This is a genomic window from Streptomyces sp. CB01635, from assembly GCF_002803065.1.
In the GTDB taxonomy this organism is placed as follows: Bacteria; Actinomycetota; Actinomycetes; order Streptomycetales; family Streptomycetaceae; genus Streptomyces.
Map to the genome: position 1 here is coordinate 146,141 of NZ_NNBL01000014.1, position 21,692 is coordinate 167,832.

Consider the following 21,692-nt stretch of genomic DNA (forward strand, 5'->3'; position numbering starts at 1 on the left):
GTCCCTCCTCTCGCTGCTTACTGACGTCAGCCCTCGTCCGGGCCACCGCTCTCCTCGTCGTCGGCCGCGCCGTTGTCCTTGGCGGACTCGCCCTTGGCCGGCTGGGCCCCGGGCTGCGGCTCGGCCACGGCCACCCGCGCGGGGCGGATGGTGCGCTCGCCGATCCGGTAGCCCGGCTGCAGGATCGCGACGCAGGTCGTCTCGGTGACGTCCGGCGCGTACGAGTGCATCAGGGCCTCGTGGATCGTCGGGTCGAAGGGCTCGCCCTCCTTGCCGAACTGCTGGAGCCCCATCTTGGCGGCGACCATCTCGAGCGACTCGGCGACCGACTTGAAGCCGCCGACCAGCTCGCCGTGCTCGCGGGCGCGGCCGATGTCGTCGAGTACGGGAAGGAGCTCGGTCAGAAGGCCCGCGACCGCGACCTCCTTGACCGTGACCCGGTCCCGCTCCACCCGGCGACGGTAGTTCTGGTACTCGGCCTGGAGCCGCTGGAGGTCCGCGGTGCGCTCGCCGAGCGCCATGCGTACCTGGTCCAGCTGGGCCGTCAGGCCTACGTTCTGAACCGCCGAAGCGGCTCCTGCTGCTGCGTCCCCGGCCGGGGCCGCCCCCTCGCCCTTGTCGGGCGAGGGAGCGGCCTTCGGCTCGGCGTCGTCGGAGGTGGCGCCGGAGGGGACGTCAGGCTCGTCGCTCTCGCTGAAGCCCGGGGTCTCCTCCGTCACGCGGCACCGTCCTTGCGGTCCTCGTCGACGATCTCGGCGTCGACGACGTCGTCATCAGCGGCCTTGTGCTCGTCGCCCGGGGCTCCGGCCTCGGGACCGCCCGCGGCCTGCGCGCCCTGGGCGTCGGCGTACATGGCCTGGCCCAGCTTCTGCGAGACGGCGGCGACCTTCTCGGTGGCGGTGCGGATCTCGGCGGTGTCCTCGCCCTTGAGCTTCTCCTTCAGCTCGGCGATGGACTCCTCGACCTCGGTCTTGACCTCGCCGGGGACCTTGTCCTCGTTGTCCTTGAGGAACTTCTCCGTCTGGTAGACGAGCTGCTCGCCCTGGTTGCGGGTCTCGGCGGCCTCGCGGCGACGGTGGTCCTCGTCCGCGTACTGCTCGGCCTCCTGGCGCATCCGGTCGACCTCGTCCTTCGGCAGCGAGGAGCCGCCGGTGACGGTCATCTTCTGCTCCTTGCCCGTGCCCAGGTCCTTCGCGGTCACGTGCATGATGCCGTTGGCGTCGATGTCGAAGGCGACCTCGATCTGCGGGACACCACGCGGGGCCGGCGGCAGACCGGTGAGCTCGAACATCCCGAGCTTCTTGTTGTACGCCGCGATCTCGCGCTCGCCCTGGTAGACCTGGATCTGCACGGACGGCTGGTTGTCCTCGGCCGTCGTGAAGATCTCGGAACGCTTGGTCGGGATCGTGGTGTTGCGCTCGATGAGCTTCGTCATGATCCCTCCCTTGGTCTCGATGCCGAGGGACAGCGGGGTCACGTCGAGGAGCAGGACGTCCTTGACCTCACCCTTGAGGACACCGGCCTGCAGGGCGGCGCCGATGGCGACGACCTCGTCCGGGTTCACACCCTTGTTGGCGTCCTGACCGCCGGTCAGCTCCTTGACGAGCTCCGCGACGGCGGGCATACGGGTCGAGCCACCGACGAGAACGACGTGGTCGATCTCGGAGAGCTGGATGCCCGCGTCCTTGATGACGTTGTGGAACGGCGTCTTGCAGCGCTCCAGAAGGTCGGACGTGAGCTGCTGGAACTGGGCGCGCGTGAGCTTCTCGTCCAGGTGCAGCGGGCCCTCGGCGGACGCCGTGATGTAGGGCAGGTTGATCGTGGTCTCGGTCGAGGACGAGAGCTCGATCTTCGCCTTCTCGGCGGCCTCGCGCAGGCGCTGGAGCGCCATCTTGTCCTTGGAGAGGTCCACGCCGTGGCCGTTGTTGAACTGCTTGACCAGGTAGTCGACGACGCGCTGGTCCCAGTCGTCACCACCGAGGTGGTTGTCGCCGTTCGTGGCCTTCACCTCGACGACGCCGTCGCCGATCTCGAGCAGCGAGACGTCGAAGGTGCCGCCACCGAGGTCGAAGACGAGAATGGTCTGGTCGTCCTTGTCGAGACCGTAGGCCAGGGCAGCGGCCGTCGGCTCGTTGACAATACGCAGGACGTTCAGACCGGCGATCTCGCCGGCCTCCTTCGTCGCCTGGCGCTCGGAGTCGTTGAAGTACGCCGGGACGGTGATGACCGCGTCCGCGACCTTCTCGCCCAGGTACGCCTCGGCGTCGCGCTTCAGCTTCTGCAGGATGAAGGCGCTCATCTGCTGCGGGTTGAAGCTCTTGCCGTCGATCTCGATCTTCCAGTCAGTGCCCATGTGGCGCTTGACCGAACGGATCGTCCTGTCGACGTTGGTGACCGCCTGGCGCTTCGCGACCTCTCCGACGAGCACCTCACCGTTCTTGGCGAAGGCGACGACGGACGGCGTGGTCCTGGCGCCCTCGGCGTTGGTGATGACGGTGGGCTCGCCGCCTTCGAGAACGCTGACGACGGAGTTAGTCGTGCCCAGGTCGATGCCGACCGCACGTGCCATTTCAATTCCTCCAGCATGACTACTTGAGTGGATCTGGCTCAAGGATGCATGACGACCGCTGTTCAGTCAACAGAGCTGAGTCGGGCCGACTCAACTTTTATGTGGCCCTTATGGAAGCCAGGGGATACGCGCAGGTCAGCTACCGCGTCGGGGCCTTCGTCATGAACCTGCGACGTCCACAACGGCGGTCCTTACGGGCCGGTGAACCCGCCGCCGCAGCCCGTAGACCGGCACCCGCAGCAGCCCGGCGACCGACCCGGCCGCCGCGCAGAGCGGCAACAGCGCGGCCAGCGGATCCAGCGTCCCGTCGTGCAGCAGGAGTCCGGTCACCGCACCGGCGAGCGACGCGACGCCGAGCACCACCGCCACGCCCCGCGGGGTGAGGCCGAGCAGGCGGAGCCGGTGCGCGATGTGGTCGGCGCCGCCCTGGAAGAGCGGCCGCCCCGCGCGCCGCCGCGACACCGCGACGAGGGCCGCGTCCGCCGTCACCACGACCGTCACGGCGAACAGCGAGCCCGCGCCGGGCAGCGCCTCGTGGCCCGCGTTCACCAGGACCGCGGCGGACGCCAGCAGGAAGCCCGTGAACAGGGACCCGCAGCTCCCGAGGTGCATCCGCGCGGGGTACCAGTTGTGCATGAGGAACCCGGTGAGCGCCGCCGCGAGCACCCCGAGAGTGGCGGCGAGCGGGCCGAGCCCCTGGGTGGTGGCACAGGCGCTCAGGCCGAGCGCGGCCACGACGGCGACGGTGCCGAGCGCCCCGTCCGAGGTGTCGAAGAGCCGGCAGGCGTTGGTGACGAAGACGATCCACAGGACGGCCAGCGCGCCGACCAGAAAGCCGAGTTGAGCGGTGTGCACGACGAAGGTCGCCGCCCCCGCCTCGACGACGACGCGGGCCCGCGCCCCCACCGGCCGCAGGTCGTCGAGGAACCCGAGCGCGGCGACGGCCCCCGCCGCGATCAGCAGCGTCAGCGCGCCGGAGCCGAGCGGAAGGAGTCCGGTGCAGGCTCCGACGGTGGCGACCACGGCCGTCACCGTGGCGACGGCGGCGCCGCCCAGGCGCGGCGTCCTGCGCCCCGCGCGGCCCACCCGCCGGACGGTGAATCCGGTGCGCAGGGCGACAAGGCGGAGCAGGGCGGTGAGGGCGGAGGCCGCCAGCAGGGCGGTCGCGGCGGCGGCGATCCCGTAGGACACGGCGGACGTCCCGTCAGCTCGGTTTGCGGTATCGGGGTGACACCGGAGGGCACGCCCGGCCGGAGACCTTCATAAGCTAGTCGCTTATGTCGCAATATGGAGTGAATAACACGATTTGCTTTCGCTGTCGACCGAGGGTTGCCTCAGCGACGCAGATCACCGCCCGGCTGGCTACAGTGCGGCCACACAAGTGGGTAGTCTCAGCATGGACTGAAATAAGTTACCGCTTAGTAATCGCTGAATATCCACCCTCGCAGGCCCGAGGAGCCCCCGAATGCAACTCGCCGCGATCATCGTGTCGCTGGTCCTGATCGTGGTCGGCGTCGCACTGTTCGTCCGAGCCATCGCGCAGATCTACCGCTTCATGCGGCTCGGCCAGAACGTCCCCGCCGGCACCCGAACCGACGAACCCGTACAGCGCACCGTGACGGTGGCCAAGGAGTTCCTCGGCCACACCCGGATGAACCGCTGGGGCATCGTCGGCGTGGCGCACTGGTTCGTGGCGGTGGGCTTCTTCTCGCTGCTGCTGACGATCGTGAACGCCATCGGCCAGCTCTTCCAGGCCGACTGGCTGCTCCCGATCATCGGTGAATGGGCCCCGTACAACGTCTTCGTCGAGTTCCTCGGCACGATGACGGCCCTCGGGATCCTGACGCTGATCGTCATCCGGCAGCTGAACCGGCCGGACCGGCCGGGCCGCAAGTCCCGCTTCGCCGGGTCCAACACCGGCCAGGCGTACTTCGTCGAGGCCGTCATCCTCATCGTCGGCATCTGCATCTTCACGCTGCACGCCCTGGAGGGCGCCCAGCACCATGTGGACAGCTACGAGGCCTCGTTCTTCGTCTCGTACCCGGTCGTCTCCTGGTTCCGCGGCATGGACGTCTCCACGCTGCAGAACCTCACGTACTTCTTCGCCGGGCTGAAGATCGCGACCTCCTTCATCTGGATGATCACGGTCGCCCTGAAGACCGACATGGGTGTCGCCTGGCACCGCTTCCTCGCGTTCCCGAACATCTGGTTCAAGCGCGAGGCGGACGGCGGTACGGCCCTCGGCGCGCTGCAGCCGATGACCAGCGGCGGCAAGGAGATCGACTTCGAGGACCCGGGCGAGGACGACGTCTTCGGCGTCAGCCAGGTCGAGCAGTTCTCGTGGAAGGGTCTGCTGGACTTCTCCACCTGCACCGAGTGCGGCCGCTGCCAGTCGCAGTGCCCCGCCTGGAACACCGGCAAGCCGCTCTCGCCGAAGCTCCTGATCATGTCGCTGCGCGACCACGCGCACGCCAAGGCCCCCTACCTGCTCGCCGGTGGCGGCAAGTCGATGGAGGGCGAGGAGAAGGCGACCGAGGAACAGCTCAAGGACGTTCCCGCCGCCGCGCTGGCCGAGGCCGAGCGCCCGCTGATCGGCACCCTCGAAGAGAACGGCGTCATCGACCCGGACGTCCTGTGGTCCTGCACCACCTGTGGCGCCTGCGTCGAGCAGTGCCCGGTCGACATCGAGCACATCGACCACATCGTCGACATGCGCCGCTACCAGGTGATGATCGAGTCCGCGTTCCCGTCCGAGGCGGGCACGATGCTCAAGAACCTGGAGAAGAAGGGCAACCCCTGGGGCCTGGCGAAGAAGCAGCGCCTTGAGTGGCTCAAGGAGCTCGACTTCGAGGTCCCGGTCGTCGGCAAGGACATCGAGGACCTCACCGAGGTCGAGTACCTCTACTGGGTCGGCTGCGCGGGGTCCCTGGAGGACCGGGCGAAGAAGACCACCAAGGCCTTCGCGGAGCTGCTGCACATGGCGGGCGTCAAGTTCGCGATCATGGGCGGCGACGAGAAGTGCACCGGTGACTCCGCCCGCCGCCTGGGCAACGAGCCGCTGTTCCAGCAGCTCGGCCAGGAGAACGTCATGGCGCTGAACATGGCGTTCGGCGAGGAGCTCGACGACGACGGCAAGGTCGTTGCCGAGTCGGCGAAGCCCAAGTCGGCGAAGAAGATCGTCGCGACCTGCCCGCACTGCCTCAACACCATCGGCAACGAGTACCCGCAGCTCGGCGGCGATTACGAAGTAATCCACCACACCCAGCTGCTCCAGCACCTCATCGACGAGGGCAAGCTCGTCCCGGTCACGCCGGTCGAGGGTCTGATCACCTACCACGACCCCTGCTACCTGGGCCGTCACAACAAGGTCTACACGCCCCCGCGTCAGATCATGGACGCCGTCCCAGGCCTGCGTCAGCAGGAGATGCACCGCCACAAGGAGCGCGGCTTCTGCTGCGGCGCCGGCGGCGCGCGGATGTGGATGGAGGAGCGGATCGGCAAGCGCATCAACAACGAACGTGTTGACGAGGCGCTGTCGCTGAACCCCGACATCGTCTCCACCGCCTGCCCGTTCTGCCTCGTCATGCTGACCGACTCCGTCAACGGCAAGAAGAACGACGGCCAGGCCAAGGAGTCCGTCACGGTCGTCGACGTGGCCCAGCTGCTCCTCGACTCCGTGAAGACGCCGGTCGACCCGGCGGGTTCGGAGGAGACCGAGGACGCGCCGGAGCCGGAGCCGGTGAAGTAGCGGTCCGGTAACCGGGGGTTCCGTACGCGGATCCGACGTACGTGGAGGGGCCGATCGGGGAGACCCGGTCGGCCCCTTCGGCGTTCCCGGAGAGGCGTGTGACGGGCCACCGGAGGGGCGTTTTCGGGACAGAGAAAGGGCGTTTACGGGACAGGGGCCGCGCTCCGTGACCAAACCGGCAGGCCCCGCCCCTACCCCCTCCCTCACCCCGGCGGCATCATGAACGGGTCAAGTGGCGCATGAGGCGGGCGGGGTCAGAGGCGATGGTGGGCATACGGGGCGGCCGCAGCGCCGCGATACGCAGGGCCGCGGCGGGGTGCACCCTGCTCATGGTCGCCGCCGTCACCGGCTGCGGCGGCGACGACAAGCCCGCCGCCGCCAAGCACCGCCCCGTGGCCATGGCCGGCAAGTCCGGCGCCGCGCTCCCCGTCCCGCACGGCCGCGGCAGCAAGGTGCCGCACGACTTCAACGGGGACGGCGCCCCCGACCTCGTACTGGACGATCTCGTGCACGACGGGCTCGGGGACGACGCCGGGATCGGGGTCGTGTACGGGAAGAAGGGGCACGGACTCGTGCCCGGGGCGCGGCAGTTGCTGCGTCCCGCGAAGTACGCGGCGCCGACGAAGGGCGAGACGCCCGCCGCGTTCGACTCCGAGGCGAGCTGCGACCTCGACAAGGACGGCTTCACCGATCTGGTGGTGTCGACCGATCCGCCGTTCGACGGGCAGGGGCAGCCGCCGGTGCCGCTGCAGATCCTGTTCGGCGGCCCGGGCGGGCTCACCCACCAGGGCGTGAAGCTCGTCGTCCCCGCCCAGGCGCGGTTCGGCAACGACTGGCCGGACCAGCCGGTGTGCGGCGATTTCGACGGGGACGGCTCGGTAGACCTCACGGTCCACGCGAGCGGCGGGCGGCTGAGCTTCCTGCGCGGCCCCTTCACGCGCAAGGGCGCCCCGCGCGCGGCCGGCAAGCCGCTGACCGCACCCGGCAACGTACCCGTGGGCCCCGCCTTCGACGTCGACCGCGACGGGTACGACGACCTCCTCGTGCGGCGCACCTCCCGCGGCTCGTCACCGTCCCGGATCGTCCTGGGCGGCCCGCAGGGACCGGCCCGCTCCGGCGCCGCGCTGCCGTCCGGCCTCGGCCTCGCGGTGGGCCGTTTCACCAAGGGCGCCGGCGCGGACACCGCGCTGCTCACGGCCTCCGGCGTCACCCTCTCGCAGCCGGGCGCCGCCGCCCTCAAGGCCACCGGAACGGCCATCACCGCGGGTGACTTCGACGGGGACGGCGTGGCAGAACTCGTCGTGTCCGGCGGCGCGTCGAAGGCCCCGAAGGTCCTGCCCGCGAACGGAAGGGCGGCCGCGACCGTCACCCCCGGGGCCGCCGGCACCACCCAGGTCCTCGAGGCGACCGACTTCGACGGCGACGGACGCGCCGACCTCGTGGTCCGCACGTACCGCGGCGAGAGCACGGACACGATCGCCGTGTACCCCGGGGTCAAGGGCGGCGCGCTCCTGGCCGGAGAGCCTCAAGTCACCTTCTCCACCGCGGAGTTCTGAGAGCGGGCGGGGCCGGCGTGCGCCACGCTCGGTGCCGCCGGCGTCCACCCCGCCTCCCGCATCCGCTGTTCACCGCACGGCCACCCGGACACAACCATCCCCTCACCTCACGAGTCCCACCCCCGGAACCCCTTCCCCCCATTTCCCGGGAGTGCTTCTCGTGCGTATGCGCAAGCTCGTCATCGCCGCAGGTGCCGCCGTCGTCGCGGCGGCCGGACTCACCCTGCCGCTCGCCGGAACCGCCTCCGCTGCCACCACGCTCAAGGACGACTTCAACGGCGACGGCTACCGCGACCTGGCCGTCGGCACCCCGGGCGCCAACTCCGTCACGGTCACGTTCGGCTCCGCGAGCGGCGTGAGCCCGTCCCACGCCGTGACCGTCACCCAGAGCACGGCCGGGGTGCCCGGAGTCACCGAGCCGGAGGACGAGTTCGGCGAGAACGTCACCTCGGGCGACGTCGACGACGACGGCTACGCGGACCTGATCGTCGGCGCGCCCGGCGAGCGGGTCACCGGCAACACCACGGGCTCCGTCACCATCGTCTGGGGCGGCCCCAAGGCCTTCAACAAGGGCGCCAAGGTCCTCAACTCCCCCACCACCGACACCGAACGCTTCGGCGAAGGCACCTCCTTCGTCGACATCGACGGGGACGAGGCCGAGAACCTCGCCGTGATCAGCGCCGACGGCTGGTGGTACTACGCCGAGAGCGAGGACCCGACCCGCGCGATCGCCCCCGAGGTCGACTTCTTGCCGGACGGCGTACACCTGGAGGGCATGGAGGCCGCCCACTTCCTCTCCAAGGACGGCTACACGTACGTCCTCTACGGGGAGCGCGCCGACGGCAAGCCCTACAGCGTGTACATGAAGGGCGGCGTCGGCGACATCGGCTACTACTCGGGCGTAGTCGCCGAGGGCGACGACCCGCGCGCCACCCGGGAAGCGGCCGCGGCCGCCGACGTGAACGGCGACGGCTACACCGACCTCGTCACCGGCAACGCCGCCGCGAACTCGGTCACCGTGCGCTACGGCGCGCAGGGCTCCTTCGGGACCACGAAGACGTACACGCAGGACTCCGCGGGCGTACCCGGCGCCGACGAGCCGGAGGACCGCTTCGGCGCCGCCGTGAGCGCCGGCGACCTCGACCACGACGGGTACGCGGACGTCGCCGTGGGCGCGCCCGGCGAGAGCGTCGGCACGGTCACGGGAACGGGCAGCGTCACCGTCCTCAAGGGCGGCACCGGCGGGCTCGGCGCGGGCCGTGCCTACCACCAGGACACGGCCGGGGTACCCGGCGTCCCGGAGGCGGGCGACCACTTCGGCTCGTCCCTGCGCTTCAAGGACATCAACAAGAACAGCCGGGCCGACCTGGCGATCGGCGCGAACGGCGAGGACATCGGCACCTCGGCCGACGCGGGCGCCGTCTGGGTCCTGCGCGGCGCGGTCCCGTACGTCACCACGTCGTACGCCACGTCCTTCAACGGCGCGGACTTCGGAACGGCGACGAGCGGAGCGGGCCGCGCCTTCGGGACGGTCCTGCGCTGAACGGGCCCCGGAACACCGAAAGCCCGGGCGGCCGGAAATAACTGTGAACCACATACAACCCTCCGGCCCCACTACGAGTCTCCTGTTCGCCAACCGCAGGGCCACGCCTGGGACAACTCCCGGCAAACACCGGCGGAACGCACCCCATTGACTGCGGATGCCCGCCAGGCATCCCCGCATGCTGCAGGAGAATCCCGCATGCACAAGCACATACGTATCGCCCTCGCCTCGGCCGCCGCGGTCGCGCTGACGGGCGGGCTGCTCTCCCTCTCCACGGGCTCGGCCCTCGCCGCCGACTCCGTCCACCACCACGAGGCCGACTTCAACGGCGACCACATCGGGGACGTCGCGTTCTCCGCCGGCTGGTCGACGGTCGGCGGCAAGAAGGGCGCCGGCCAGTTCGTCGCCCTGTACGGCTCCGCGAACGGCCTGAACGCCGCCACCCGCAAGACCGTCAGCCAGAACACGACGGGCGTCCCCGGCACCGCCGAGACCAACGACGGCTTCGGCTGGGTCAGCGCGTACGGCGACTTCAACGACGACGGCTACGACGACCTGGCCGCGTCCGCGCGCTACGAGGACGTGGACGGCGACACCGACGGCGGCACCGTCATGATCATGTGGGGCTCTCCGTCGGGCCTCACCGGCGGCACGACGATCGCGGACCCCGCCGTCTCCTCCCACGACCAGTGGGGCAAGACGCTCGCCGCCGGCGACTTCGACGGCGACGGCAAGGACGACCTCGCGGTCGGCTCCACGGCCGCCACGGTCTACGTCTACAAGGGCGGCATCGCCAAGACCGGTACCGCGGGCGGCCGTTACACGCTCAAGCCCCCGATCCAGTCCGGCAGCGGCACCGGCCCGCTCACCCTCACCGCGGGTGACGTGAACGGCGACGGAGCCACCGACCTCGTGGTCGACGGCTTCGAGACGAACACCAGCGACGGCTGGAACACCAACTACTACATCCCCGGCAGCGCGTCCGGCCTCGTCGCCTCGTCCGCGCAGACACTGAGGCCCGGCGTCATCACCGACATCGGCGACGTGAACGGCGACGGCTTCGGCGACATCGTGACCGGCCAGCAGTGGGACGAGCCCACGGACGGGTCCCCGGACCCGACCGGATCGACCGACGGCGGCAAGGTCAACATCACGTACGGCTCGGCGAGCGGCCCCGCCACCACCACCGCCATCAGCCAGGACACCGGCAACGTGCCCGGCGGCTCCGAGCGCGGCGACGACTTCGGCGGCGAGCTGTCCCTCGGCGACATCAACGGCGACCACTACCAGGACCTGGTCGTCGGCGCCGCCGGCGAGAACCTGGGCGGCGTCACCGACGCCGGTTCGGTGACGGTCCTCTACGGCTCGGCGAGCGGCATCAACACGCAGTCCGGCGGCCAGTTCTTCGCCCAGTCCACGGCCGGCGTCCCCGGCTCGGACGAGACGAAGGACTACTTCGGCAACGAGGTCAAGCTCACCGACGTCACCGGCGACGGCAAGGCCGACCTGACGATCGGCGCGTACGGCGAGAACAGCGGCAACGGCGCGCTGACGTACCTCCCGTCGAACGGCACGAAGATCACCACGACGGGCACGCGTTCCTTCTCGGCGACTTCCCTCGCCATCTCGACGGACGCCTCCCCGACGCTGGGCGGCAACGCGGCCAACTGACGGCCTTCTGCTCCAGGTTGGGCCCGCGCCTCTTCGGCGCGGGCCCATGCACCACCCCCAGCCGGCCGGGCCCGCGTCCCCGTCGCGGGCCCGGCCTCCCCTGACTCCAGGAAAGCCCGACACCATGCGCAAGCGCGCCCTTGCCCTGGCAGCAGCCGTGACCTCCGGCCTGCTCGCCCCCGCGGCCCTCACCACCCCGGCGACGGCCGCCACCGCTGCGTCCGCGGACGACTTCAACGGCGACGGCTACCGTGACCTCGCCGTCGGCGACCGCGGTGCCACGGTCGGCGGGGCCTCGAAGGCGGGTGCCGTCGTCGTCGTGTACGGCTCCGCCACCGGCCTCGGCCCGGCGTCCCGGCACACCACCGTCTCCCAGAACAGCGCCGGCATCCCCGGCTCGGCGGAGGCCGGCGACGGGTTCGGCACCGACATCACCAGCCGCGACCTCAACAGCGACGGCTACGCCGACGTGATCGCCACGGCGCCCGGCGAGAACGACGGCAGCTACCACGGCACGTTCACCGTCCTGTGGGGCTCCGCGTCCGGCCTGACCAGCGGCAGCGCGTACAAGAACCCCAAGTACCCGGACAAGGGGTTCGTCAAGGACCTCGCCGTCGGTGACTTCAACGCCGACGGCAAGCAGGACGTCGTGACCATTGACGACGACAACATCTGGTACCTGCGCGGCCCGTTCACCAAGTCGGGCTCGCGCGGCAGCGCCACCAACCTCGACCCGATCGACGGCGAGAACATCTCCCCCGACCGCGTCGTCGCGGGCACCGTCACGAAGGACGGCACCGCCGACTTCGCGGTCCTCGGCGACGACTGGGACACCGACAGCAACCGCGTCTGGTTCTACAAGGGGTCGTCGAGCGGCCCCACCAAGACCAAGAAGGTCAGCCTGCCCGCCGCCGCCTCCCTCATGGAGGCCTCGGTCACCATCGCCGACTACGACAAGAACGGCTACGGCGACCTGACCGTCGGCGCCCCGCGCACCGGCACCGGCGGCGCGGTCTACATCCTGCCCGGCACGTCCACCGGCCCCAGCGCCTCCGCCAAGAAGATCACCCAGTCCACGTCCGGCATCGCGGGCTCCCCGGAGTCCGCGGACTCCTTCGGCAGCGACGTCTCGGCCGCGGACACCAACGGCGACGGCTACCCGGACCTGGCCGTCGGCGTGAAGGGCGAGATGATCGGCGACGGCCCGTTCCGCGCGGGCGGCATCACCGTCCTGCGCGGCACCTCCTCCGGCATCACCGGCACGAACTCCCGCTGGTACGACTACGCCACGCCGGGCGTCGAGGGCGAGACCACCGAGGAGGGCTGGCTCGGCGCCTCCGTCCAGCTGCGCGACTTCAACCGCGACGGCCGCGCCGAACTGGTCGCATCCGCCCCTGAGGTGAACCGCCTCTACCTTCTGCCCGGCACCGCATCGGGCCCGACCGGCACGGGCTCCTTCCTCGCCCAGGCCCCGGAACTCGCCGGCTTCTACTGGGCCGAACTCACCGACTGACCCCACCCCTCCCGGTCTCACCCACAGGAGCCCGACGTGCGCCTGCGCACCATCACAGCCCTGACGGCCCTCGTAGCGGCCGCCCTCGGCGACGGCTACCAGGACCTGGCCGTCGGCGCCTACGGCGAGAAGATCGACGACAAGGAGTACGCGGGCGGCGTCCGCGTCTTCAAGGGCCGCGCCGCCGGCATCAGCGGCACCGGCTCCCAGTGGTTCGCCCGCAACAGCCCCGGCGTCACCGGGGCGCTCGACTCGGACGACTCGTTCGGCTCCGCGGTGCGGCTGCGGGACACCGACCGCGACGGCTACGCCGACCTGTACGTGGCGGGGACGGTCGGCTCGCTCCGCCTGCCCGGCTCGGCCTCCGGAATCACCACCACGGGCGCCGCATCGGTCCCGTCGGACCTGATCGAGGGCTTCCTTCAGTAGGGCACACCCGCGTGAACGAGCCCCGTCGGCCCGCCCCGGCCGACGGGGCTCGTTCATGTCCGGTGGCGCGCCGCCCCGCCCGCGGATCCCACGGATTCCCACTCGCCCCGTACAACCCTCCACCCCCACCAACCGTCTCCTGTTCGCCAACCGCAAGGCCACGCCCGGGACAACTCCCGGCAAACGCCGACGGAACGCACCCTTACTGACTGCGGATGCCCCCACATCCCCCGGTTGACGCAGGAGTCACACGCATGACCAGGCACGCCAAGCACAAGCGCACGCCCGAGCCCTCCCCCGCCCGGATCCGGCTCGCCACGGCCACGGCGGCCGCCGCCGCGCTGACCGGGGGCCTGCTGGCCACGTCGGCCGGGGTGGCGTCAGCCGACACAGTTCCGGCCGGTGTCGCCCAGGGTGACGCCGACTTCAACGGCGACGGCTACGCGGACGCCGTCGCCTCCGCGTCCGGCGCCTACGTGAGCGGCAAGGCGAACGCCGGCCAGCTCGCCGTCATCTACGGCGGAGCCACCGGCAACCACTACGCCACCGTCAGCCAGAACACGGCCGGAATCCCCGGCACCGCCGAGAGCGACGACTTCTTCGGCGCCGACTCCGCATACGGCGACTTCGACGGCGACGGCTATGACGACGTCCTGGTCGCCGCGCCCGGCGAGGATGTCGGCACGGACAAGGACGGCGGCACGGCCGCCATCCTGTGGGGCTCGCCGAACGGGCTGACCCGCGGCAGCACGGTGGCGGACCCGCGGCCCACCAGCCACGACCACTTCGGCGGCCCCGTCGAGGCGGGCGACTTCGACGGCGACGGCAAGGACGACCTCGCCATCGGCGCCTTCGGCTCCACCAAGGTCGACGTCTTCTCCGGCGGCTTCACCCGTAGCGCGAGCGCCGCGAGCCGCGCGACGCTGAGCACCGGCGTCCAGACCGGCGACGGCATCAACAACCTGCACTCCGGCGACGCGAACGGCGACGGCAAGGACGACCTGATCGTCAACGGCTACGACCCGGCGGACAACCTCAACGCCAACTACTGGATCCCCGGCAGCGCCACGGGCCTGGCCGCCGCCGGCTCCCAGAAGCTCCCCGCCGGCATCATCACCGACCTCGGTGACACCGACGAGGACGGCTACGACGACATCGTCATCGGCAACGACTGGGACTCCGGCATCGCGGGCGCCACCACGGGCGGCTCGGTGTACGTCGTGCACGGCACGGCGAGCGGCCCGTCCGCCGGCGACACCGAGAAGTTCACGCAGAACACCGCGGGCGTCCCCGGCTCCAGCGAGAAGGGTGACTCCTTCGGCGGCGAGATCGACCTCGGCGACGTCAACGGCGACGGCCACCTCGACCTGGTCGTCGGCGCCCCCGGCGAGGACCTGACGGGCGGCGCCAACGCGGGCGCGGCCACCGTCCTGTACGGCTCCGCCGACGGCTCGGGCATCACCGGCACGGGCGCCCTGTTCCTGGAGCAGAACAACGCCTACGTCCCCAACACCAACGAGAAGAACGACGAGTTCGGCTCCGACGTGCACCTGGACGACCTCAACCACGACGGCCGGGACGAGATCCTCGTCGGCGCCGACGGCGAGAACGGCTACAACGGCGCCGTCTACCCGGTGAAGGTGAAGGCCGACGGCACGCTCGCCGCGTCCTCCGGCATCTACACCTCCACGCTCGGCATCTCCGCGTCGGGCACCCCGGCCCTCGGCGGCAACTTCACCGACTGACGCCCCACCCGCCCCGGCCCCCGGGAACACCCTGAAAGTTCCCTTAGGGGATGTCACAGCTCGGCAGCAAAGCCGGGCCCGATCCACCGGGCCCGGCACCTCACTCCCCGGGACCAGGTACGTTCGATGACGTGGCTGGATTCAGGATCGGACGCGGCCGGGACAACCGCGCCTCGCAATCGCGACCGTACGGACAGGGTGCCCCCCAGGGGCAGGCCCCGTACGGCTACCCTCCCGCGCCCCCGAACGGGCAACCGCAGCAGCACCGGTACGGCGGCCGGCAACCGCAGCAGCCGTACGGTCAGCAGCAGTGGCCCCAGTCCGGAGGCCACGGCGAGCCGGAGTACTTCGGCGACCCGAACGGCCCGCAGGGGCACGGTCAGCAGGGCCAGGGCTATGACCCGTACGCGGCGAACAACCCGGGGCACACCCAGGCGTTCTCCGTGGGCGAGGACCCGTACAGCCAGGGCGACACGTACCGGGCGGGCTCGGCCCCGGCCGCGCCCGTCGGTCCGCGGCTGCACTGGAAGCAGCTGCTGTCCGGGGTCGTCCTGCGCCCCGGCCAGACGTACCTCCAGATGCGGGACTACGCGATGTGGGGCCCCGCCCTCATCGTGACGTTCCTCTACGGGCTGCTCGCGATCTTCGGCTTCGACTCGGCCCGCGAGGACGTGATCAATGCCACGCTCTCGGCGGCGGTCCCGTACGTCCTCACGACCGGCGTGGCGATCACCCTCAGCTTCTTCGTGCTCGGCGTGGTCACGCACACGCTGGCCCGCCAGCTCGGCGGTGACGGAGCGTGGCAGCCCACGGTCGGCCTCGCGATGCTGATCACCGCGATCACGGACGCCCCGCGCCTGCTCTTCGCGATGTTCCTCGGCGGCGACGCCCCGTTCGTGCAGATCATCGGCTGGGCGACGTGGGCGCTCGCGGGCTTCCTGCTGACGCTCATGGTCGGCAGATCGCACGACCTCCCGTGGCCGAAGGCGCTGGCCGCCTCCGCGATCCAGCTGATCGCGCTCCTGTCGATCATCAAGCTGGGCACGTTCTAGAGACCTGGGACACCTGAGTGGGGCCCGGCACACACAGTGCCGGGCCCCACTCGCGTTCGCCGCCACCTCGTCGCCGCCAACGGGTGACGCCGGTGGCGGGTCGGAACAGCGGCCTCCGGGGCAGCTGCCACCATGCGCCCATGGCACCTGCGGCAGGCACGGCTGAGAGTTCGACGACGGCGCGACTGGTCCTGCTGACACTCGCGGCAGGTCAGTTCCTGATGGCTCTCGACAGCTCGGTCATGAACGTCTCGATCGCCACCGTGGCCGAGGACGTGGGCACGACCGTGACGGGGATCCAGGGCGCCATCACGGCGTACACCCTCGTGATGGCGATGTTCATGATCCCGGGCGGCAAGGTCGGTGCGCTGATCGGCCGCAAACGCGCCTTCATGATCGGCTGCATCATCTACGGCTGCGGCTCCCTGACCACAGCACTCGCGCCCAACCTCCCCGTACTGCTGCTCGGCTGGGCGCTCCTCGAAGGCGTCGGAGCCGCTCTCATCATGCCCGCGATCGTGGCGCTCGTGGCGGGCAACTTCGTCACGGAACGCCGTCCCGCCGCGTACGGACTCGTCGCGGCCGCAGGGGCCGTGGCGATCGCGGTGGGGCCGCTCATCGGAGGCGTCGCGACGACGTACTTCTCCTGGCGCTGGGTGTTCGCCGGTGAGGTCGTGGTGGTGCTCGGCATCCTCGTACTCGCCCGCCGCATCGCCGACGCGCCGGTGGGCGAACGCTCCCGCATCGATCTCCTCGGCTGCGTGCTCTCCGCCCTCGGACTCGGGATCTTCGTCTACGGAGTGCTCCGCTCTGACGAATGGGGATGGTTCCAGCCCAAACCCGGCGCGCCTTCCTGGCTCGGGATCTCGCTGGTCGTGTGGCTGGCGCTGGCCGGTCTGCTGCTGATCTGGCTCTTCCTCCGCTGGGAGGCCCGCCTGGTGAAGCGGCGCAAGGAGCCACTCATCGACCCGGCCCTGCTGCAGAACAAGCAGCTCACCGGTGGCCTCACGATGTTCTTCTTCCAGTACCTCGTGCAGATGGGCGTGTTCTTCGTCGTCCCGCTGTATCTGTCGGTCGCCCTGGGCCTGTCCGCGCTCAAGACCGGTGCCCGCATCCTGCCGCTCTCGCTGACGCTGCTGGCCGCCGCAATCCTGATCCCGCGCTTCCTCCCGGATGTCTCACCGCGCCGGGTGGTGCGGCTCGGGATCCTCGCGCTGCTCGCCGGCGCGGTGGCCCTGATGGCCGCACTCGACGCGGGAGCCGGTGCGGAGATCGTCACCCTCCCCCTCCTGCTGATCGGGCTCGGCATGGGCGCGCTGGCGTCCCAGCTCGGGTCGGTCACCGTGTCCGCGGTGCCGGAGGCACAGAGCGCGGAGGTCGGCGGGGTCCAGAACGCCGTCACCAACCTGGGCGCCTCGCTCGGTACAGCACTCGCCGGGTCGATCCTCATCGCCGCGCTCACGACCTCGTTCGTCACCGGCATCGAGCAGAACCCGGCGGTCCCGGCCGACGTCAAGAGCCAGACCTCCGTCGAGCTCCAGAGCGGCGCGCCCTTCCTCTCGGACGCTCAGCTCAAGACCGCGCTCGGCGAAGCCGGCACGAGCGCGGAGGTCTCGCAGGCGGCGCTCGACGCGAACAACGAAGCACGGCTCGACGGCCTCCGCGCCGCACTGGCCGTCCTCGCCCTCGCCTCGCTGCTCGCCATGTTCTTCACCTCACGGATCCCGACGACCCAGCCCCGCTCGGCCACGCCCTAGCCCGCCGGAAACGCGCGTGGGGCCCGGCACTGTGTGTCCGGGCCCCACGCGCGCTGTATGCCGTGCCGCCTGCTCAGGCGTCCAGAACCTGCCCGGCCCGGCTCACGACGGGCGGCTCGACGGACCAGGCTGCTCTGTGACGTTAGTTGCTTGTCACCCCGCGCCATCTGTCAGCGCTTTGATCTCAGATGGTGCAGCCGGGGCCGCTGAGGGGGCGGACGCAGACGTTGGTGCCGGGGCCGCCGTTGTTGGTGTTGGTGCCGGGGCCGCCGTCCTGGACGTCGTTGCCGTTGCCGCCGAAGAGGGCGTCGTTGCCGTTGCCGCCGGTGAGGACGTCGGCGCCGTCCTGGCCTTCGATGCGGTCGTTGCCGTCGCCACCGATGACGCGGTCGCTGTCGGCGCCGCCGCACAGGACGTCGTTGCCGCCGCGGCCGTCGATGTAGTCGTTGCCGCCGAGGCCGAAGATGACGTCGTCACCGGGGGTGCCGATGAGTACGTTGGCGCGATTGGTGCCGGTGATAGTCGGGGTGGCGGTGGCGCAGGTGGGGGCCTGGACCGTGATGGTGAACTCCCTTACGGCCGGCGGGACATCCGGATCGGGGTCGGTGGCCGTGACGGTGAAGGTGAAAGCGCCGGTCGTGGTCGGGGTGCCGGTGATGGCGCCAGTGGTGGCGTTGAGGGTGAGGCCGGGGGGCAGCGCGCCGCCGGTGACGGCGAAGGTGGGGTTGCCGGTGCCGCCCGTGGTCTGCAGGGTGGTGGAGTAGGGGGTGTTCTGGGTCGCGCCGGGTAGCGGGCTGGTGGTGACGAAGGCCAGATCCTGGATCGTGTAGCTGATCGTCACCTGGCCGTTGGCACTGGGTGTTCCGATCGGCGAGGCGCTGTACGTGGTGCCCGTTGCCGTGGGGGTGGCGAAGCTGCTGCCCCCACCACCGCTCCCCCCGCCGGCCGCACCAGCGGTGGTGGCGGAGGCGCCACCACCGCCACCACCGAAGTAGCCACCTCCGCCGCCTCCGCCGCCACTGACAACGAGACTGGCGCCACAGCCGGAGTAGTTACCGCCGGCACCTCCCGTGCCGACCGTCGCACCGGAGAATCCGCCCCCTGTGTTGCCGGCCTGGCCCGTGCAGGGCCCGGCGACAGCTCCCGTGCCTGCCGTACCTCCCGCACTGGTGGTGCCTCCGCCACCGCCGCCCCCGGGCGAACCGCCGAGAGTCCCGCCTGTGCCTCCCGCAGTGCCGTCGGGGGTTCCGCCATTACCTCCCTGGGATGGGAGATTGCGTCCCCCGGTGCCGCCTCCTCCACCCGCTACCAGGAGCAGGCTTCCGCCCGTCGCCACGCTTGACGCCCCGCCCCCGCCCGAGCCGGTGGACACGGGAGTGGTGGTTCCATTTCCGCCGGTACCTCCGCCGTTGTAGCCACCGGTGCCACCGCCGTTAGTACAGGCTGCGCCGCCGGTGCCACCCACATTGACGGTGACGACCCTCGGGGTCGCGGAGGCCGGAAGAGTGCTGACCACCCGCGCCCCGGTGCCACCCGTCCCTCCATTGGGACAGGTTCCACTGACAGCACTGCCGCCGCCGGCGCCGTCAGCTGTGATCGTCGCTACCGCGTTCGCAGGGATGGTGAGACTTTGCGGGGCACCCGTGAAGGTGAAGGTCTGATCGATGTCGACTGCACGATGGGACGCCGTGGCCGCCGCCACCGGAGCCATCCCGAGACCGGACAAGACCACGCAAAGGGCTGTCGCGGTGCCCACGCTGCACCAGCGCCGGCCATTGCCAGGCTCCGCGCGCCGTCGCCACGCCCCCGTGATCAAAGACGGTCGCGTATGTCTTTCGTTCACCGATCTCTCCTGGTTCCTTGGTGTCAGCCCTGTCAGCACCCGTGCGCAGTCAGCAGCAGGCCCGCGCCTCCATACCCCACGATGCGCGCAGGCGCACTCTATGTGACGGAAAGAACCACAATGGTGAATAAGTCCTTTTTATGTACCTTTCGAGCGTGTCTGGCATGCCCCTGCCTGGTCAGGTAGCTGCATCCATCCGCAACCGCCCAGAAGAAGACCGAGAACACCGGGCGGCATCCGCTGACATCAACGCCGACGAACGTCACAGGAACGCATGGCACGCGCCTACGGATCAGCAGGTCTCAACACTCCTGACAGCGCTAGGGCCCCTCAGTCATCAACTGAGGGGCCCTAGTACGTCCGCTGCGCCCAGGCGTGCGAATCGTCACGCGTCAGAGCGCTTCCAAGTTCTCCTTGGGGGCCTCGCCAGACCTGTGTACCGGAGGCAAGACACTCCACGGGAAGTTGATCCACTCATCCGTACGCTTCCACACGTACTCGCACTTCACGAGCGAGTGCGACTTCTCGTAGATCACGGCGGAGCGCACCTCGGCCACGGTGTCGAGGCAGAAGTCGTGGACCAGCTTCAGGGTCTTCCCGGTGTCGGCGACGTCATCGGTGATGAGCACCTTCTTGTCCGAGAAGTCGATCGCGTTGGGCACGGGCGCCAGCATGACGGGCATCTCGAGCGTCGTTCCCACGCCCGTGTAGAACTCGACGTTCACGAGGTGGATGTTCTTGCAGTCGAGCGCGTACGCGAGGCCGCCGGCCACGAAGACGCCACCGCGCGCGATGGACAGCACGATGTCCGGCTCGTACCCGTCGTCGGCGATCGTCTGCGCCAGCTCGCGCACGGCAACGCCGAACTTCTCGTACGTAAGGTTCTCGCGTACGTCACTCATGCTGCTGCTCACACCTGCGTTCGATGGAAATTGAGGAAGGAACGGGAGGCCGTCGGGCCGCGCTGGCCCTGGTAGCGGGACCCGTAGCGCTCGTTGCCGTAGGGGAACTCGGCGGGCGAGCTGAGCCGGAACATGCACAGCTGCCCGATCTTCATGCCCGGCCACAGCTTGATCGGCAGCGTCGCGAGGTTCGACAGCTCCAGCGTGACGTGCCCGGAGAACCCGGGGTCGATGAAGCCGGCGGTGGAGTGCGTGACGAGCCCGAGCCGGCCGAGGGAGCTCTTGCCCTCGAGGCGCGAGGCGAGATCGTCCGGCAGTGAGATGACCTCGTACGTGGAGGCGAGCACGAACTCGCCGGGGTGGAGGATGAAGGGCTCGTCGCCCTCCGGCTCCACGAGCCGCGTCAGGTCGGCCTGCTCCACCGCGGGGTCGATGTGCGGGTAGCGGTGGTTCTCGAACACCCGGAAGTAGCGGTCGAGCCGCACGTCGATGCTCGAGGGCTGCACCATGGATTCGTCGTACGGATCGATGCGGACCCGCCCGGCGTCGATCTCGGCCCGGATGTCCTTGTCTGAGAGAAGCACGTAGCGAGGATACGCAGAGCGCGCGGGCCCGCCACAATCCGGCCATTGCACCGCGACTGTGGCGCACCCGCGCGCCTGCCTTCCGGCTATGCGCCGGCTACCGCTTCTCGAACTCCACAGGAACCGCGTTCCTCAGCCGCGCACACCGCGGACATCGGATCAGCCGGCCGGGTCCGAGCCGGTCGGCCTGCTGCATCGGGAACGAAGCGGTGCTGAACACGTGCCCCTCGGCACAACGGACGAATGTGCGCTCCATCGAGTCCCAGAGTCCCTTCCCCACGAGCCACTACGCCATTTCTGGCTGACAACGATGGGTCACATTACGGGATGAAAGGGACGCCACTCCAGGCGGCACTCCGCACGCGGAAGGACCCTCGAAGCCGGCCCCACCGTACGCCCCAACTCCCTTCACCCGCAGTCACTTCCAGCACGCGCAACGCATCCGGGCCCCACGGCGAAAGCACCGGGGGCCCGAGGTGAGGTACAGTGTGCGACGTTACGACTCCGGCTCAACCGGCGTCTTACGCGGGTGTAGTTTAGTGGTAGAACATCAGCTTCCCAAGCTGAGAGTGCGAGTTCGATTCTCGTCACCCGCTCCATATTTGAGGCCCAGGTCAGCGACCTGGGCCTTGTTCGTTGTCTGGACCTGTTCAGCTGTCGCGCAGCACATCCGCACCATTACGGCTGTCGGACGGATCCTTGTGGCGCTTCGCACGTTGAGCCCGCACCCTCTCGTCGAGTTGACGTTGCCGGACGTGATGGCCGTGGTGCCGCCTCCGA

At 70.1% G+C, this 21,692-nt stretch carries 15 protein-coding genes and 1 tRNA gene; 10 read left to right on the forward strand and 6 right to left on the reverse strand.

Annotated elements, in window-relative coordinates; translation table 11 throughout:
- Positions 1 to 26: 26 nt before the first annotated feature.
- From grpE to CG723_RS28905, 3 genes are all read right to left on the reverse strand, one after another.
- Positions 27 to 719 (reverse strand): nucleotide exchange factor GrpE, encoded by a 693-nt coding sequence (gene grpE / locus CG723_RS28895; RefSeq protein ID WP_100596429.1) that lies wholly within the window; start codon positions 717 to 719, stop codon positions 27 to 29.
- A complete protein-coding gene (gene dnaK, locus CG723_RS28900; RefSeq protein ID WP_100596430.1) occupies positions 716 to 2,569 on the reverse strand; it encodes a molecular chaperone DnaK in 1,854 nt (617 codons plus the stop codon). The genes grpE and dnaK overlap by 4 nt, the downstream gene beginning before the upstream one ends.
- A gap of 159 nt (positions 2,570 to 2,728) precedes the next feature.
- Positions 2,729 to 3,760: an MraY family glycosyltransferase gene (locus tag CG723_RS28905; protein WP_100596431.1), complete on the reverse strand. Its 1,032-nt coding sequence runs from the start codon at positions 3,758 to 3,760 to the stop codon at positions 2,729 to 2,731.
- A 274-nt stretch (positions 3,761 to 4,034) separates the two neighbouring features.
- Here CG723_RS28905 and CG723_RS28910 point away from each other — a divergent pair, with 274 nt between their 5' ends.
- From CG723_RS28910 to CG723_RS28950, 9 genes are all read left to right on the forward strand, one after another.
- Entirely contained in the window at positions 4,035 to 6,317 is a 2,283-nt protein-coding gene (locus tag CG723_RS28910) for a (Fe-S)-binding protein (protein WP_100596432.1), read from the forward strand.
- 263 nt (positions 6,318 to 6,580) lie between these two features.
- Positions 6,581 to 7,873: an FG-GAP repeat domain-containing protein gene (locus CG723_RS28915; protein WP_234374571.1), complete on the forward strand. Its 1,293-nt coding sequence runs from the start codon at positions 6,581 to 6,583 to the stop codon at positions 7,871 to 7,873.
- A gap of 166 nt (positions 7,874 to 8,039) precedes the next feature.
- Positions 8,040 to 9,416 (forward strand): FG-GAP repeat protein, encoded by a 1,377-nt coding sequence (locus CG723_RS48725; RefSeq protein WP_267893739.1) that lies wholly within the window; start codon positions 8,040 to 8,042, stop codon positions 9,414 to 9,416.
- A 198-nt stretch (positions 9,417 to 9,614) separates the two neighbouring features.
- Positions 9,615 to 11,087, forward strand: a complete 1,473-nt coding sequence (locus tag CG723_RS28925; RefSeq protein ID WP_100596433.1) for an FG-GAP repeat protein — start codon at positions 9,615 to 9,617, stop codon at positions 11,085 to 11,087.
- A 124-nt stretch (positions 11,088 to 11,211) separates the two neighbouring features.
- Positions 11,212 to 12,600 carry an FG-GAP-like repeat-containing protein gene (locus tag CG723_RS28930; RefSeq protein WP_100596434.1) on the forward strand — a complete coding sequence of 463 codons (1,389 nt, stop codon included), beginning with the start codon at positions 11,212 to 11,214 and terminating at the stop codon, positions 12,598 to 12,600.
- 36 nt (positions 12,601 to 12,636) lie between these two features.
- The gene (locus CG723_RS28935) at positions 12,637 to 13,029 is read left to right on the forward strand and encodes a hypothetical protein (RefSeq protein ID WP_100596435.1); all 393 of its coding nucleotides are present in this window, start codon (positions 12,637 to 12,639) and stop codon (positions 13,027 to 13,029) included.
- A gap of 254 nt (positions 13,030 to 13,283) precedes the next feature.
- Entirely contained in the window at positions 13,284 to 14,774 is a 1,491-nt protein-coding gene (locus CG723_RS28940) for an FG-GAP repeat protein (RefSeq protein WP_100596436.1), read from the forward strand.
- 50 nt (positions 14,775 to 14,824) lie between these two features.
- Entirely contained in the window at positions 14,825 to 15,826 is a 1,002-nt protein-coding gene (locus tag CG723_RS28945; RefSeq protein WP_100596437.1) for a Yip1 family protein, read from the forward strand.
- A 140-nt stretch (positions 15,827 to 15,966) separates the two neighbouring features.
- Positions 15,967 to 17,583, forward strand: a complete 1,617-nt coding sequence (locus CG723_RS28950; protein ID WP_100596438.1) for an MFS transporter — start codon at positions 15,967 to 15,969, stop codon at positions 17,581 to 17,583.
- Between the two features lie 184 nt (positions 17,584 to 17,767).
- Here the strand turns inward: CG723_RS28950 and CG723_RS46455 are convergent, their stop codons facing one another.
- The 3 genes from CG723_RS46455 to dcd form a co-directional block, all read right to left on the reverse strand.
- Positions 17,768 to 18,424 carry a calcium-binding protein gene (locus tag CG723_RS46455; protein ID WP_159032571.1) on the reverse strand — a complete coding sequence of 219 codons (657 nt, stop codon included), beginning with the start codon at positions 18,422 to 18,424 and terminating at the stop codon, positions 17,768 to 17,770.
- Between the two features lie 1,394 nt (positions 18,425 to 19,818).
- The gene (locus CG723_RS28970) at positions 19,819 to 20,328 is read right to left on the reverse strand and encodes a phosphoribosyltransferase (protein ID WP_100596539.1); all 510 of its coding nucleotides are present in this window, start codon (positions 20,326 to 20,328) and stop codon (positions 19,819 to 19,821) included.
- An 8-nt stretch (positions 20,329 to 20,336) separates the two neighbouring features.
- A complete protein-coding gene (dcd, locus tag CG723_RS28975) occupies positions 20,337 to 20,912 on the reverse strand; it encodes a dCTP deaminase (RefSeq protein ID WP_100596440.1) in 576 nt (191 codons plus the stop codon).
- 525 nt (positions 20,913 to 21,437) lie between these two features.
- Here dcd and CG723_RS28980 point away from each other — a divergent pair.
- Positions 21,438 to 21,511 (forward strand) — tRNA-Gly (locus tag CG723_RS28980).
- The last annotated feature ends 181 nt before the right edge of the window (positions 21,512 to 21,692 follow it).

What these genes read in the sequence shown, in the direction of transcription:
- dnaK (WP_100596430.1), bottom strand. Translation starts at nt 2,569, where the DNA reads ATGGCACGTGCGGTCGGCATCGACCTGGGCACGACTAACTCCGTCGTC.
- CG723_RS28910 (WP_100596432.1), top strand. Translation starts at nt 4,035, where the DNA reads ATGCAACTCGCCGCGATCATCGTGTCGCTGGTCCTGATCGTGGTCGGC.
- CG723_RS28930 (WP_100596434.1), top strand. Translation starts at nt 11,212, where the DNA reads ATGCGCAAGCGCGCCCTTGCCCTGGCAGCAGCCGTGACCTCCGGCCTG.
- CG723_RS28915 (WP_234374571.1), top strand. Translation starts at nt 6,581, where the DNA reads ATGGTGGGCATACGGGGCGGCCGCAGCGCCGCGATACGCAGGGCCGCG.
- CG723_RS28945 (WP_100596437.1), top strand. Translation starts at nt 14,825, where the DNA reads ATGTCACAGCTCGGCAGCAAAGCCGGGCCCGATCCACCGGGCCCGGCA.
- CG723_RS28950 (WP_100596438.1), top strand. Translation starts at nt 15,967, where the DNA reads ATGGCACCTGCGGCAGGCACGGCTGAGAGTTCGACGACGGCGCGACTG.
- CG723_RS28925 (WP_100596433.1), top strand. Translation starts at nt 9,615, where the DNA reads ATGCACAAGCACATACGTATCGCCCTCGCCTCGGCCGCCGCGGTCGCG.
- CG723_RS28970 (WP_100596539.1), bottom strand. Translation starts at nt 20,328, where the DNA reads ATGAGTGACGTACGCGAGAACCTTACGTACGAGAAGTTCGGCGTTGCC.
- CG723_RS48725 (WP_267893739.1), top strand. Translation starts at nt 8,040, where the DNA reads ATGCGCAAGCTCGTCATCGCCGCAGGTGCCGCCGTCGTCGCGGCGGCC.
- CG723_RS28940 (WP_100596436.1), top strand. Translation starts at nt 13,284, where the DNA reads ATGACCAGGCACGCCAAGCACAAGCGCACGCCCGAGCCCTCCCCCGCC.